This window comes from Streptomyces vulcanius (assembly GCF_042653945.1).
Classification (GTDB): Bacteria; Actinomycetota; Actinomycetes; order Streptomycetales; family Streptomycetaceae; genus Streptomyces; species Streptomyces mangrovi.
Genome location: NZ_JBHSFK010000030.1, coordinates 122,966 through 137,124 on the forward strand (window position 1 = coordinate 122,966; position 14,159 = coordinate 137,124).

The following is a 14,159-nucleotide window of genomic DNA, read 5'->3' on the forward strand; positions in this document are numbered from 1 at the left end:
TGCCCAATGTCGTTCAACCCGCAGACCGCTCGCCGTCCGGTCTGATAAGGCTGGGGAGATGCAGACCCTTTATCGACGACTGCTCCGGTTCATGCCCCGCCTCGGCCTCCAGGTGACCGACCTCGGCCCAGGAGCGGCGGTGGTCTCCCGCCGCGGCGGCCCCTACGAGGTGACCGACGGCCCCGCCGGAACGAAACTGCTCTCCCGTCCCGGCCGCCGGCTCCGGGTGACGGGCCTGGACAAGGACACCTGGCTCCTGCGGCGGGCCGAGGACGACGGGACCGGTGCCGCGGCCCGGGGGAAGCCCGGGCCCGCGACGAAGGGCGTCGTACCGCTCGGCGACACCGGCGCGCTGCTGCTCATCGAGGACCCGGAGGGCCTCGACGAGCGCAAGATGCAGCTTTCCGCTGCCGAATACCTGTGCGTTCAGCATGTGACGGCCATGCTCGGTCTGTACGGCGTGAACTGCGTGTTCGACGTCGGCGCCAACACCGGCCAGTACGCCAAGCGGCTGCGCAGGGCCGGATACACCGGCCGGATCGTGTCCTTCGAGCCCACGTCCGAGACGTTCGCCAGGCTGTCGAAGGCCGCCGAGAAGGACCCCGAGTGGCGGGTGTACCAGTGCGGCCTGGGCCGCGAGGAGACGACCGCCGAGATCCACAAGAGCTGGCTGACGATGAACTCCCTGCTGCCGCCCAGCGACTACGGCAAGGGCCGCTACAGCAGGTTCGCGAAGTCCGACACCGAGGAGATCCGCATCCGCCGCCTCGACGAGGTGATGGACGAGGCGATGGAGGGTCTCGCCGACCCGGTCCCGTATCTGAAGATGGACACCCAGGGCTACGACCTGGAGGTGTTCGCGGGCGCCGGGAAGCGGGCCGGGGAGTTCGCGGGCATGCAGTCCGAGGTCGCCTGTCTGCGGCTGTACGAAGGCAGCCCGACGATGGGCGAGTCCGTGGCGGTGTACGAGGCCGAGGGCTTCGGCATCACCGGGATGTACCCGGTGACCCGGGAGGCGACCACGGGACGTGTGATCGAGTTCGACTGCGTGATGATGCGCGCGGAGGCCGCGCCCGAACCGCCCGCTAAACCGTAGTCGCCCGCGCCTCCTCCTGCTCCTGGCGCCTGGACGCGCGCAGGCTGGTGAAGGTCGTCACCGCGAGGACGAGCACGATGAAACCGAGCGAGAACGGGATGCCGATCTCCGGGACGTGCACCCCGGACTCGTGCAGCGCGTGCAGCAGCAGCTTGACGCCGATGAAGCCCAGGATGAGCGACAGGCCGTAGCTGAGGTGCACCAGCTTCTTCAGCAGGCCGCCGATCAGGAAGTACAGCTGCCTGAGGCCCATCAGCGCGAAGGCGTTGGCGGTGAACACGATGTACGGGTCCTCGGTGAGCCCGTAGATGGCGGGGATGGAGTCGAGGGCGAACAGCACGTCGGTGGAGCCGATCGCGAGCATCACGACGAGCATCGGGGTCATGACCCGCTTGCCGTTCTGCTCGATCCACAGCTTGGTGCCGTGGTAGCGGTCGGCGACACCGAAACGCTTCTCCACCATCTTGAGCAGCTTGTTCTCCTCGTACTCCTCATCCTCCTGCCCACCGCGGGCGTCCTGGATCAGCTTCCACGCGGTCCAGATGAGGAAGGCGCCGAACAGGTAGAAGACCCAGGAGAAGGTGGAGATGATCGCCGCGCCGGCGGCGATGAACAGCGCGCGCAGCACCAGGGCCACCAGGACACCGACCATCAGCACCCGCTGCTGGTACTGCGAGGGCACCGCGAACTTCCCCATGATCAGGACGAACACAAAGAGGTTGTCGACGCTCAGCGACTTCTCCGTGATGTACCCGGCGAAGAACTCGCCGGTCGGCTTGCCGCCCCCGAAGAACAGCAGTCCGAGCCCGAAGAGACAGGCGAGGACGACCCAGACGATCGTCCAGGTACCGGCCTCCTTGACCGACACGTCATGGGGTTTGCGGCCTATGAAGAAGTCGACCGCCACGAGCGCGCACAGGGCGGCGACGGTCAGCAGCCAGACGCTGGGGGAGACATTCACTGGGGGTGCTCCTGATGCTTTTGTGGGGTTCGACATCGTTGTCCGCACTTCGGACTTCTGCCACCTTTCACAGGTGAACAAAAGGTAATGTCCTGACAAAGGGCAGGGCCGGGAAGGTCGGGACTCGTGTCACCCGCCGGATGGCGGGGAGCTTCCGCCGGACGGCGGTGCTCGGGACAGCGGTGGAGACGCGGACCATGACGGTACGAGCCGCCGCACTCCCCTTGGAGGAGAAGCCATGACGTACGTCCCCCCGCCGTTCGACCCCGAACTCGCCGCCACGCTGGAGCTGATCAAGGAGATGATCCAGCCGGGGATGTCCCTGGAGGACATCGACGTCGTCCGCAAGGGCCCGGGCATCGCCCTGCTGGCCGAGCTGGACCTGACGGTGGGCGGTGCCTTCGAGGTCGAGGACCGTACGGTGCCCGGGCCGCAGGGCCAGCCCGACATCTCCCTGCTGATCTGCCGCCCCACCTCGCCGGCTCCGGACCGGCCGCGTCCGGTCGTCTACCACGTGCACGGCGGCGGCATGGTCATCGGCAACAACCGGGTCGGCGTGGACGCGGCGCTGGACTGGGCGCGGGAACTCGACATGGTCGTGGTGTCCGTGGAGTACCGGCTGGCGCCCGAACACCCGTATCCGGCGCCGGCCGAGGACGTGTACGCCGGTCTGCTGTGGACGGTGGAGCACGCGGAGGAGCTGGGCGTGGACCCGGAGCGGATCGTGATCGCCGGGGCCAGCGCGGGCGGCGGTCTCACCGCCGCGCTCGCGCTGCTGCTGCGCGACCGCGGCGGCCCGCGCCCGCTCGGCCAGCTCCTGCTGTGCCCCATGCTCGACGACCGCAACGACACCCCGTCCACCCACCAGATGGCCGGCCTCGGCATCTGGGACCGCACCGCCAACGAGACCGGCTGGACGGCCCTGCTCGGCGCGGCGCGCGGCGGCCCGGACGTCTCCCCCTACGCCGCTCCCGCCCGCGCCGAGGACCTCTCCGGACTGCCCCCGGCCTTCCTCGACGTCGGCTCCGCGGAGACCTTCCGGGACGAGACCGTCGCCTACGCCACCCGTATCTGGCAGGCCGGCGGCATCGCCGAACTCCATGTCTGGCCGGGCGGCTTCCACGGCTTCGACGGCTTCGCCCCACAGGCCGCCCTCTCCCAGTCGGCCAAGGCGGCCCACCTGAACTGGCTGCGCAGGCTGCTGGCCGAGTAGCCGGTCGGCCGGGCGGCGCGATCCGCTCTTCCGGCCGACGGCAGGGGTGGTCGCGCCGCCTGACACATGAACCGGGTCTGCGGGCCGCCGCTGGAACAGACCCGGCGGGGCCGCCCCCGGCACACTGACCCTCTCCGGGCCGGCCGCCCCGTACGTTGCGTCCTTCGCCGCTCTCCCCTCCGTCCCTCGTGTGCCGCATGATGGCCGTATGAAAGAGCTGGCCGGGCGCCTGACCGCGCTGGATCCGGACGCCGGCGCCGCCGTCCGGGTCATCGCCTACTTCGACCGGCTGGCCGAGTCCCGGGCCGGGGTGGAGGCGCTGGTGCGCGGGGCCGCCGTACTCGCCGGGGTGCCCGCGCGGCTCGTCGACACGGACCGGCGGGTGCGGATCCGGGTGGAGGCCGACGGCACCCGGCGCGACTCGGACCTGCCGCCGGACCCCCGGTGGCCGTCCGCCGCGCTGACCCCGGACGGTGCCCCCGCCCTCTGGCTGGAACGCGCCGACGCCGCACCCAGCGTGGTCGACGCGGTCATCCTGGAACGGGCCGCCGGCGTGGCACGGCTCGTCCTGGACCGCACGCGCGGGCGGGCCCCGCTCCACGACGACCCCGCCCTGATCGAGACGGTCCTCGACACGACGGCCGCCGAACCGGCCCGGCTGCACGCGGCCCGCGGACTCGGCCTGGACCCGCACGGCACGGCCCGCGTCCTGGCGACACCCGGCGGGCACCCCCGGGTACTGGCCGCGCCACCGGAGCCCCACGCCCCCGAGACCGCTTCCCTGCACCCCGGCACGGACCACACCCTCGCGACACCCGGCGGACACCCCGGAACCGTCGCCCCACCGCCCCTACAGACCCACACCACCGAGACCCCGACCGCCGGCACGGACCACCTCGGACCCACCCGGACCGGTACGGCCCGCGCCCTCCCGACAGCCGGCGGGCGCCCCCGGGTCATGGCCCCGCCCCCGCAGACCACCGGCGCCGGGGCCCCGCGCACCTCGGTGCACGGGAGGACCGACGTGCCGGCCGGGCGGGCCGGCGTCGGCCCCGTCGTGCCCGTGCTGGAGCTGCCCCGCTCCTGGGCCGACGCCCGGACCGCGCTCCGCTTCACCGCCGACGGCACCGCGCAGGACCCCGGCCCCCGGGTCGTGTACGCCGACGAGCTCGGCGGGCTCGCCCTGCTGGCCGACCTGATCGTGCCGGGGGCCGAGCCGCCGCCGGACGTCCGGGCGGTGGACACGGCGGCCGTGGACGCGCCCTGGCTGCTCGCCACGCTGTACGCCGTCACCGGGACGGCGAGCCTGCGGGCGGCGGCCACCGAGGCCAACGTGCACCACTCCACGCTCCAGGACCGGCTCGTCCACGCCGAGCACCTGCTGGGCTGGCCGGTGCGCACCCCCCAGGGCCGGCTGCGGCTGCACCTCGCGCTGACGATGCGGCGGCTGGCACGGCCGTAGGGGCAAGGCCGGCGGTTCAACCGTTCGGTTGAACGGGGATTCCATCGCACGCGGGCCGTCCGCTCCGTCCGGACGACGCGCGCCACCGCACCGGCACCGCAGAATCGAACCGACCGTGGCGCCCGGTTCGCTCCCCCATCCCCCATCCCCCCACACCTCAGCGATCAGAGAGGTCCCCCCAGCATGCCCAGTTCCCCCAGCCGAAGGCGTCTCCTGGTGACCGGGGCCGGTGCCGCCCTCGGCGTCGGCGCCCTCGGCGCGACCCCGGCCGCGGCCACCACCCCCACCACCACCCGGCAGCACGGCTCCGGCGCCGAGGAGACCAGGTCGCTCGACGAGCTGTACCGGGCCGCACGCGCGGAAGGGGGAAGTCTCGTCGTCTACGCCGGCGGGGACACCCCGACCCAGCAGGACGCCACCAAGGCCGCCTTCCTGAACCGCTTCCCCGACATCGACCTGAAGATCGTCGTCGACTACAGCAAGTACCACGACGTACGCGTCGACAACCAGTTCGCCACCAACACCCTCGTCCCCGACGTCGTACAGCTGCAGACGCTGCAGGACTTCGTCCGGTGGAAGGCACAGGGGCGGCTGCTGGCGTACCGGCCCGCCGGGTTCTCCAAGGTCTACGACAAGTTCAAGGACCCGCAGGGCGCCTGGGTCGCCGTCGCGGCGATCGGCTTCAGCTTCATGTACGCGCCCGCAGCGGTCGGCGCGGGCGACGCCCCGCGCACCCCGCTGGACCTGCTCGACCCGAAGTGGAAGGGGAAGATCGCCTCGTCGTATCCGCACGACGACGACGCCGTCCTCTTCCTCTACTCGCTGTACGTGAAGAAGTACGGCTGGGACTTCGCGGCCCGGCTCGCCGCGCAGGACGTCCGGTTCGCGCGCGGCAGCAACTCGCCCGCGGACGCGTTGCGCGCGGGACAGTTCGCGGTCGGCGTCGGCGGCTCGGGCGCACCTCTGGCGACGGGGCCGGTCAAGTGGGTCGTACCGGACAGCGCCCCGTTCATGGCCTGGGGCCAGCGGGCGGCGATCCTCAAGGCGGCACGGAACACGACGGCCGCCAAGCTCTACCTCAACTGGCAGCTGTCCACGGCCACGCAGGGGTCGTCCTTCAACGGCTGGTCGGTGCGGACGGACATCACTCCCCCGGCCGGTCTGAAGCCGGTGTGGGAGTACCCGAACGCCAACATCGACGGCTTCCCGCGCTTCATGGCCGACCGGGCCGAGGTGGAGCGGCTGAAGCAGACGTTCGCGCTGTACTTCGGCGAGGTGAAGGGCGACCCGACGCCGGGTGTGCTCGGGCTGCGTCCGGGCGCCTGACAGCGGACGCCGAGCGTCCTCACACCGCGCCTACAGCCGCCGGATAAACTCGGACCCCCGTTCGAACTGATCACCGTCCAAGGGGTCCGACGTGTCCGAAGTGGCCGACCGCTCTCCCGTCCGTGCCGCTGTGGGAACCGTCCGGGGGCGTCGGCCGACTCTGACCCATGTCACCCAGGTCGCCCATCTGACGTTCTTCCTCGTCGTCGGGGCGGGCCTGGTCCGCTTCGCGCGGCTGGGGATCGGGCCGTGCTGGGACGTCATGACGGTCAGCGGACTGCTGGCGGTCGGCTACGCGGGCGGACTGGCGGCAGGGGAGCGGCTCGGGCGGTCGGCCCGGGTGGCGTGGATAGCGGCGCTGCTCACTCTGTGGACCCTGCTCATGGTCCTCGCCCCCGCGCTCACCTCCGCCTACGCCTGGTGCGCGGTTCCGCTGGCCTGCGCGGCGCTGCGGGTGCTGGGGCGGCGGGCGGCCGGGGTGGCGGTGGCCGCGCTGACCGTCGTACTCACGGCTCAACTCGTCCGCAGCGCGGGGTCGTTCGACTCCGAGGCGGTCGTGATCCCGGTGGCGGCCGTGTGGGGCACCGTCGCCCTGTACCGCGCCCAGCAGCGTGACGCGGCCGAACGGCTGCGGCTCGTCGAGGAGTTGCGGGGCACCCGGGACGTCGTGGCGCGGCAGCAGCGGCAGGCCGGGATGCTGGCCGAGCGGGCGCGGATCGCCCGCGACCTGCACGACACGCTGGCCCAGGAACTCGCGGGCGGGGTCATGCTGCTGCAGGCCGCCGACCGCGACTGGGACACGCGCCCGGACATGGCCCGTACCAGGATGCGGGCCGTCGCCGACGGGCTGCACACCCATCTCGCCGAGACCCGCAGAATCATCAGCGACCTGACGCCGTCCGCCGTGGACGAGGCCGGCCTGGAGGGCGCCCTGCGACTGCTCTGCGCCCGCGCCGAGGCGGAGGGCGCGGCAGCCCGAGTCCGGTTCCTCTCGGTGGGCCCGGCCGACTCGGTCAGTCCGGTGGGTCCGGTCCGTTCGGTGGGTCCGGTGGGTCCGGTGGGTCCGGTGGGCTCAGTGCCCCCGGCAGGACCGGCAGGACCGGCAGGACCGGCAGGTGAGCGTAGGCCCGCCCTGGACGGGCAGTCGGCGGCGACGCTGTTCCGGGTCGCGCAGAGCACGCTGGCCAATGTCCGCGAACACGCACGCGCGGTGAACGTCCTGGTGACGCTGCGGGAGCACCCGGACCGGGTGGAGCTCGAAGTTCGTGACGACGGCGCCGGCTTCGAGGCCGGCCGCCTCACCACCGCCGCCCACCCCACCCGTGGACTCGGCCTCCCCGCCGCCCGCGCGCGGCTGCGCGAGTGCGGCGGAGACCTCGACGTCGGCAGCGCCCCGGGCCGCGGCACCTGCGTACGGGCCACGGTCCCCGCATCGCGTACGGCCCACCCGACGCCGGTGGCCGCCCGGTGACGGCACCCGCACTCCCCCGACCCGGACCACGCCCCGGCACCCGTCGGCCCGTCCGGTGACCGGCGTGCCGTTGCGGCTGCTGCTGGCGGACGACCACGTCGTCGTACGCGCCGGGCTGCGGGCGCTGTTGGAGGGGGAGCCGGATGTCGAGGTGGTCGCCGAGGCCGGGAGCGGGGAGGAGGCCGTTCGGCTCGCGGCGCGGCTGGTGCCCGACGTGGTGCTGATGGATCTGCGGTTCGGCGGCGGGGGCGGAATCGACGGCATCGAGGCGGTGCGTCGGCTGGCGGGCGAGGCGCCCGGGGTGCCCGTGGTGATGCTGACGAGTTACTCGGGGCGGGCCGACGTGGTGCGGGCGCTGGAGGCGGGGGCCCGGGGGTATGTGCTGAAGGCCGGGCCGCCGGAGGAACTGTTCCGGGCCGTGCGCGGTGCCGCCGCCGGGGCGCTGGGGCTCGCGCAGGAGGTGATGGGCGAGCTGGTCGGGCAGGTCGTGGCGCCCGAGCGGGAGTTGAGCGGCCGGGAGGTCGAGGTGGTCCGCCTGCTGGCCGAGGGGCTGAGCAACCGGGCCATCGCCGAGGCACTGTTCCTGAGCGAGGCCACCGTCAAGACACACCTCGTACGCGTCTACCGCAAGCTGGGCGCGGAGAACCGTGCAGCGGCGGTGTCGGAGGCGGTACGGAGGGGCCTTCTGAACCTGACATGATCCCGACGAAGCACGACCCGCCGTCCCCGGCGACGCGCTACTCCCGGTCCACCCACCGGGTCGGTCCACCGGGTCGGTCCGCCCGGCGCGGCTGACCAGCGCGGGCGGCCCGGGGCGACCGGCGCGGGTGCGGTGCGAGCGGCCCGGACAGCCAGTGCGGCGAAGCGCGCAGCGCCGACGGAGCGGCCGGCAGACGCGGTCGGCACGAGCCGAGCCGAGCCGGCCGCGTTGATGGTGGTCGCCCGGGCCCGGGCTCGGCGCCGGTGGCGACCCAACCCGGCCCAACCCAACCCGGCCCGCCCGAAGGCCGACCGGCCCTTGCCCGTCGGCCTTGACCCGGCCGGGGTCCAGCCCACCCCGGCCCGGATCCCGTCCGTCGGGCGGGGCGCCCCCGTTCGCGTGCGCGGGCGCCCCGCCCTTGCCCCGTCGTACGGGTGGGTCAGACCTTGGCCTGCTCCGGGGCGACGGCCGGGTCGGCCGGGTCGGCCGTGGCCTTGTCGGCCGTGGCGGCGCGGGTGGCCGGGATGACGGCGGCGATGCCCGCGGAGATCAGCGCGAGGGCGCCGCCGGCGATCAGCGCGGTGCGGAAGCCGTCCTCGGAGGCGAAGGTGTAGCCGCCCAGGGTCGTGGTCATCTGGGAGAGGATCACGCCGATGACCGCGGCGCCGATCGAGGTGCCGAGCGAACGCATGAGGGTGTTGAAGGCGTTGGCCGCGGCCGTCTCCGTCAGCGGCACGGAGCTCATGATCAGGGCGGGCATGGCGCCGTAGGCGAGGCCCACACCGCTGCTGGTGATGATCGTGACCAGCATGACGCCCCAGGCGGAGCCGATGAGGGCGAGCGAGGCGAAGTAGCCGGCGCCCAGCACCAGGGCGCCGCAGACCAGCGTGAACTTCGGCCCCCGGGCGTTGGTGAGCTTTCCGCCGAGCGGGGAGACCAGCATCATCATCAGACCACCGGGCGCCATCCACAGGCCGGCCGCGAGCATCGACTGGCCGAGGCCGTAGCCGGTCGCCTCGGGGTACTGCAGCAGCTGCGGCATCACCAGCATGCTCGCGTACATGCCGAAGCCGATGAAGACCGAGGCGAGGTTGGTGAAGAGCACGCGGGGGCGGGCGGTGGTGCGCAGGTCGATCAGCGGGTCGGTGGTGCGCATCTCCCAGAAGCCCCAGCCGATCAGCGCCACGAGGGCCGCGGTGAACAGACCGAGCGTGGTGCCCGAGGCCCAGCCCCAGTCGGCTCCCTTGGAGACCGCGAGCAGCAGGCAGACCAGGCCGACGCCGAGGCCGATCGCGCCGGGCAGGTCGAAGCGCTGGCCCTTGGCGCCGGCGGGGACGTCCGGGACGAGCATGAAGATCAGCACGGCGACGACGGTGGCGAGGGCGGCGGACCCCCAGAACAGCGCGCGCCAGTCGGCGTACTGGGCGACCGCGGCGGCCAGCGGCAGACCGATGGCGCCGCCGATGCCCATGGAGGCACTGACCAGCGCGATGGAGCCGCTGAGCTTCTCGGCCGGTACGACGTCCCGCAGCAGCGCGATGCCGAGGGGCACCATGCCCATGCCCATGCCCTGCAGTCCGCGCCCGACGATCATCGTCACGACGTCGGAGGCGAAGGCGCACACCACCGAGCCCACGATCAGCGGCACGGAGCAGGCGAGCAGCATCCGGCGCTTGCCCACCAGGTCGCCGAGGCGGCCGACGACCGGCACGCACACGGCCGCGACCAGCAGGGTGACCGTGATCACCCAGGCCGCGTTCGAGGACGAGGTGTCCAGGATCTGCGGCAGTTCTGCGATGAGGGGCGTGACCAGCGTCTGCATGATCGCCGCCGTGGTGCCGGCGAAGGCCAGCGTGGCGATCACGGCACCCGAACGGGCCGTGGGCTGGGGAACGGGGGCGTCCATGGGCGGACTCCTCGACTTTCCGGAAGGTGAAGGTGAAGGTGAAGGTGACAGGGAGGGTGAAAGGGAAGGTGAAGACGCGGTAAGGATGTGCATCGTACATGCCGTATGTATCGAGCATGTGATGTGGCTGATGCACAACCGTATGCCAGGATGGGACGGCCGCCGAACGGAATACCCGTACGGAATCAGGAGGGGCCGGGGACGATGGAGACGCCGACGCACGAGGTCGAGTACGAGCAGATGCTCCTCAGCCGTCACTCGTTCCTGAACCAGCGGGGCGGGCGCCGCAAGGACAGCCTCATGGAGCGCAGCGCCTACATCCTGCTGAGCCGCATCCGGGTCCAGGGACCGATGTCCATCGGCGAGTTGAGCGACGCCTTCGGCCTGGACGCCTCCACCCTGAACCGGCAGACCGCGGCGGCGATGCGCGCGGGGCTGATCGAACGCATCCCGGACCCGGAGGGCGGGATGGCCCGTAAGTTCCGCCTCACCGGCGAGGGCACCCGGCTGCTGGACGAGGAGCGCGAGGGGATCGTCGACATCCTGGAGCAGGTGATGCGCGACTGGCCGCACGACGACATCGCCGCCTTCGCGTCCTACCTGCGCCGCTTCAACAACGGCATCGAGGCCATCGGCGGCCGTCCCTGGCCCCGCCCGTAGCGGTGTACGGCGCGTCGCGGATGTTCTCTCCGGCCAGGGGGCATGCTCGGTCGAGGGAGCTACGGGACCTGACTCAGGGGGAAGATCCATGGGGTGGATGACCGAGCAGTTCGGGCAGTCCCACGAGGGCATCGCGGGCGCGGTCCTCGCCGGGGGCGACGAACCCAAGCCGGTGTACATGGACTTCGGCAGCGGCGCCGACAGCGGTGTGACCACCGGCGAGTGGTGGGCGTACGACGGCGACGCCGGCCGGCCCAGGGCAGCCGCCTACCGCGCCGCCTGCTCGTGCGGCTGGCGCGGAGCCACGCGTCCGATCGACTGGGCGCAGTTGGAGGAGGACCCCCAGTCCGACCTCAACACGGGGGACGCGTACCGGGACTGGAGCGAGCACATCCGTGCCGTGGAGCGCCGGACGGTGCCCCTCCCGGACGAACTCACCCATCTGATGGGCCAGTTGGAGGAACAGCTGGCCTTCCTCGCCGAACAGGCCCCGGTCGCCGCCCTCAGGGCCGCGACCGCGCTGGAGCGCATCACCGCGGACATCGCCCAGGAGGCGGCGTACGCGATCCAGGAGGACGAGGTCCCCTGGGAGACGATCGGCACGGCCCTGGGCCTGAGCCCGTCCCGCGCGGAGTCGCTCCTCACGCGCTACCTCCTGCGACCGTAACCGGCCGGGACAGCCAGGGGGAAAGGTGTCAGTGCAGGGCGACCGCGCCCGTGTGGACGGCGCGCAGGGCGCGCTCGACCGTCTCCTGGTTCTCGCCGACCGGAGCCACGTAGTCGAGGACGTCGCGCGCGGCGGCATCCCCGAGCGTGCGGGTGATCACCCAGGTGGCGAGGTACTGGGAGGCCAGGCAGCCGCCCGCCGTGGCGATGTTCCCCTCGGCGTGGAACGGCACGTCCAGCACGGTGACCCCGCAGGCTTCTACGAAGGGCCTGCTCTTCGTGTCCGTGCAAGCCGGCATGCCACCCAGCAGCCCGAGCCGCGCCAGCACCAGCGCGCCGGAGCACTGCGCACCGATCAGCTGTCGTGAGGGGTCGAGCGGCAGCCTGGAGAGCAGCCGGTCGTCGGCGACCACGTCGCGGGTCCGCACGCCGCTGCCGATCAGCACGACGTCGGCCTCGGTCACGAACTCCATCGGACGCTGCCCGGTCACCTCGACGCCGTTCATCGACGTGACCACCGGCGTCGGCGTCGTGATGAAGGCCTCCAAGCCGTCGTTTCGGCACCGGTTGATCAGCGCGGAGGCGATGAAGCTGTCGAGTTCGTTGAACCCGTCGAAGGTGACCACGGCTACCTGCATCACGACTCCTTTGCACGCGGCTCAGATCTCCAGTGTCCCCGGACCGGGTCCGCGCGGACAGGGCGTACGACTCCCGTTCTCGCTCCTGCCTCAGCAAGCCTCGCCCGGTGCCCTCGTGTCGAATGCCTGGGCGACGGCAAGGCTGTCTTCGTAGACGTGGTGCCGGGTGACAAGGCCGTCTTCGACGGTGAGGTGCAAAGCGAACCGGGCGCGATAAGCGCGTCGGGTGGAGCGGGCGGTCTGCCGGATCTCGCCGAGCACGACCGCGTCGCGGCCGTCGACGAGGATGCGCTCGATCTCGGTCGCCGCCTGCCCGGGCACATGGTGCTCGGCGAGTTCACGGTAGTGGGCGGCGGCATCGGCGCGGCTGGCACGGTGACGGATCCATGGGGTGGCGGTCCGACCGTGCTCGGCCTCCGGCCAGTCCAGCTTCCAGTCGCCCCGCTCGGCATACATCTCAGCGATCCGCTCGGGATCGCCCTCGCCGATCCGGCGTAACAGCTCCTCCACGACAGTGCGGGTGGTCGCGGGTGCGGCTAGGGACACGGCTCATCACTCCGATCCGGCATCCGCGTCCGGCTGACGCGGCGAGATCAGCATTCTCGCCAGCGCGGCCAGAGGGGCGCCATTACCTCCCGGGTAACGGCACCGAGCATCAAGATCCACTTTCGCGGTGCGGACGGGCACCGCGGACCGCGCCCAGCAGGCTGTCCCAGGACTGCTGGAACTTCTGGATGCCTTCGGTCTCCAGGACCTGTACGACGCCCAGGTACGAGATGCCCAGCTTCTCCACGGCGTCGAGGTGGGCGCGGGCCTGATCGTAGGTGCCCGCGACGGAGTTGCCCCTGATCTCGCCATGGTCGGCGGTGGCTCTCAGAGTGGCCTCGGGCATGGTGTTGACGGTGTCGGGCGCGACCAGCTCGGTGACGTAGAGGGTGTCGGGGCGGGCCGGGTCCTTGACGCCCGTCGAGGCCCACAGCGGACGCTGTTTGTTGGCGTGCAGCCGGTCCAGCACCGCCCAGCGCTCGGAAGGCGGCGTCGCGCCGTCGGCCGAGCCGAACACCTCCTCGTACGCCCGGTACGCGAGGCGGGCGTTGGCGACACCGGCCTTGCCGCGCAGCGCGTCGGCCTCCGGGGTGCCCAGGGCGTCCAGCCTCCTGTCGATCTCGGTGTCGACGCGGGAGACGAAGAACGAGGCCACCGAGTGGATCTTGGAAAGCTCCAGGCCCCGCTCGTCGGCCTTCTCCAGGCCGGCGAGGTAGGCGTCCATGACGGCGCCGTACCGCTCCAGCGAGAAGATCAGCGTGACGTTGACGCTGATGCCGAGTCCGATGAGCTCGGTGATGGCCGGCAGACCGGCCCTGGTCGCCGGGATCTTGATGAGCGTGTTCGGGCGGTCCACGAGCCAGAAGAGATGCCTGGCCTCGGCGATCGTCGCTTCCGTGGCGTGTGCGAGCCGGGGCTCGACCTCGAGGGAAACCCACCCGTCCCGGCCGCCGGTGGTCTCGAAGACCGGACGCAGGACGTCGGCGGCGTCGCGGACGTCCGCAGCGGTGATCATGCGGACGGCCTCGGAGACCGTCACCCCGCGCAGGGCCATGTCGTGGATCTGGTCGGCGTAGTCGCCCCCGTCACCGATCGCCTGCTGGAAGATCGTGGGGTTGGTGGTGACGCCCACCACGTGCCGCTTCTCCACGAGTTCGGTCAGGTCCCCGGACGTGAGTCGGCTTCGGGACAGATCGTCCAGCCAGATGGCGACGCCTTCGTGGGAGAGTTGCTCGAGCGGGTCGGCAGGCATGGGAGGCGCGTCTCCCGTGGTCGCTGGCGTGAGGGATTCCCGGGCGGCCGCGGCCACGGCGTCCGCGGTGAAACCGAACTCGCGGAAGAGGACCCGGGCGTCGGCGGAGGCACCGAAGTGCTCCAGAGAGACGACGCGGCCGGCCTCTCCGACGTACTTGTGCCAGGTCAGACCGATGCCCGCCTCGACCGCGACGCGTGCCTTCACGTTCGGCGGCAGGACGCTGTCCCGGTACCCCTGGTCCTGCTCCTCGAACCACTCG

Annotated in this window: 13 protein-coding genes; 8 read left to right on the forward strand and 5 right to left on the reverse strand. The window is 72.0% G+C overall.

Going from position 1 to position 14,159, the window contains the following annotated elements:
• Positions 1-58 precede the first annotated feature (58 nt).
• Positions 59-1,096, forward strand: coding sequence for an FkbM family methyltransferase (locus tag ACFPIH_RS37130; protein ID WP_381182335.1), 1,038 nt, complete (start codon positions 59-61; stop codon positions 1,094-1,096).
• Here the strand turns inward: ACFPIH_RS37130 and ACFPIH_RS37135 are convergent.
• Positions 1,086-2,057, reverse strand: a complete 972-nt coding sequence (locus ACFPIH_RS37135; protein ID WP_381182333.1) for a TerC family protein — start codon at positions 2,055-2,057, stop codon at positions 1,086-1,088. The two genes, ACFPIH_RS37130 and ACFPIH_RS37135, sit on opposite strands and share 11 nt — an antisense overlap.
• A 238-nt stretch (positions 2,058-2,295) precedes the next feature.
• Here ACFPIH_RS37135 and ACFPIH_RS37140 point away from each other — a divergent pair, with 238 nt between their 5' ends.
• From ACFPIH_RS37140 to ACFPIH_RS37160, 5 genes are all read left to right on the forward strand, one after another.
• Positions 2,296-3,270, forward strand: coding sequence for an alpha/beta hydrolase (locus ACFPIH_RS37140; protein WP_381182331.1), 975 nt, complete (start codon positions 2,296-2,298; stop codon positions 3,268-3,270).
• A gap of 208 nt (positions 3,271-3,478) precedes the next feature.
• Positions 3,479-4,732, forward strand: a complete 1,254-nt coding sequence (locus ACFPIH_RS37145; protein ID WP_381182329.1) for a helix-turn-helix domain-containing protein — start codon at positions 3,479-3,481, stop codon at positions 4,730-4,732.
• A gap of 183 nt (positions 4,733-4,915) precedes the next feature.
• Positions 4,916-6,058 carry an ABC transporter substrate-binding protein gene (locus tag ACFPIH_RS37150; protein ID WP_381182327.1) on the forward strand — a complete coding sequence of 381 codons (1,143 nt, stop codon included), beginning with the start codon at positions 4,916-4,918 and terminating at the stop codon, positions 6,056-6,058.
• A 100-nt stretch (positions 6,059-6,158) separates the two neighbouring features.
• A complete protein-coding gene (locus ACFPIH_RS37155) occupies positions 6,159-7,529 on the forward strand; it encodes a sensor histidine kinase (protein ID WP_381182535.1) in 1,371 nt (456 codons plus the stop codon).
• Between the two features lie 55 nt (positions 7,530-7,584).
• Positions 7,585-8,229: a response regulator transcription factor gene (locus tag ACFPIH_RS37160; protein WP_381182325.1), complete on the forward strand. Its 645-nt coding sequence runs from the start codon at positions 7,585-7,587 to the stop codon at positions 8,227-8,229.
• A 439-nt stretch (positions 8,230-8,668) separates the two neighbouring features.
• Here ACFPIH_RS37160 and ACFPIH_RS37165 read toward each other — a convergent pair whose 3' ends face one another.
• A complete protein-coding gene (locus tag ACFPIH_RS37165) occupies positions 8,669-10,135 on the reverse strand; it encodes an MFS transporter (protein WP_381182323.1) in 1,467 nt (488 codons plus the stop codon).
• A gap of 204 nt (positions 10,136-10,339) precedes the next feature.
• Here ACFPIH_RS37165 and ACFPIH_RS37170 point away from each other — a divergent pair, with 204 nt between their 5' ends.
• Positions 10,340-10,795: a MarR family winged helix-turn-helix transcriptional regulator gene (locus tag ACFPIH_RS37170; protein WP_381182321.1), complete on the forward strand. Its 456-nt coding sequence runs from the start codon at positions 10,340-10,342 to the stop codon at positions 10,793-10,795.
• Positions 10,796-10,883: 88 nt separating this feature from the next.
• Positions 10,884-11,462, forward strand: a complete 579-nt coding sequence (locus tag ACFPIH_RS37175; RefSeq protein WP_381182319.1) for a hypothetical protein — start codon at positions 10,884-10,886, stop codon at positions 11,460-11,462.
• Positions 11,463-11,490: 28 nt separating this feature from the next.
• On the opposite strand, the gene ACFPIH_RS37180 is transcribed toward ACFPIH_RS37175, so the two are convergent.
• From ACFPIH_RS37180 to tal, 3 genes are all read right to left on the reverse strand, one after another.
• Positions 11,491-12,099 carry a DJ-1/PfpI family protein gene (locus tag ACFPIH_RS37180; protein WP_381182317.1) on the reverse strand — a complete coding sequence of 203 codons (609 nt, stop codon included), beginning with the start codon at positions 12,097-12,099 and terminating at the stop codon, positions 11,491-11,493.
• A gap of 90 nt (positions 12,100-12,189) precedes the next feature.
• On the reverse strand, positions 12,190-12,645 hold the full coding sequence (locus ACFPIH_RS37185) for a nuclear transport factor 2 family protein (protein ID WP_381182315.1): 456 nt from the start codon (positions 12,643-12,645) through the stop codon (positions 12,190-12,192).
• 109 nt (positions 12,646-12,754) lie between these two features.
• Positions 12,755-14,116 (reverse strand): transaldolase, encoded by a 1,362-nt coding sequence (tal, locus tag ACFPIH_RS37190; protein ID WP_381182533.1) that lies wholly within the window; start codon positions 14,114-14,116, stop codon positions 12,755-12,757.
• Positions 14,117-14,159 lie beyond the last annotated feature (43 nt).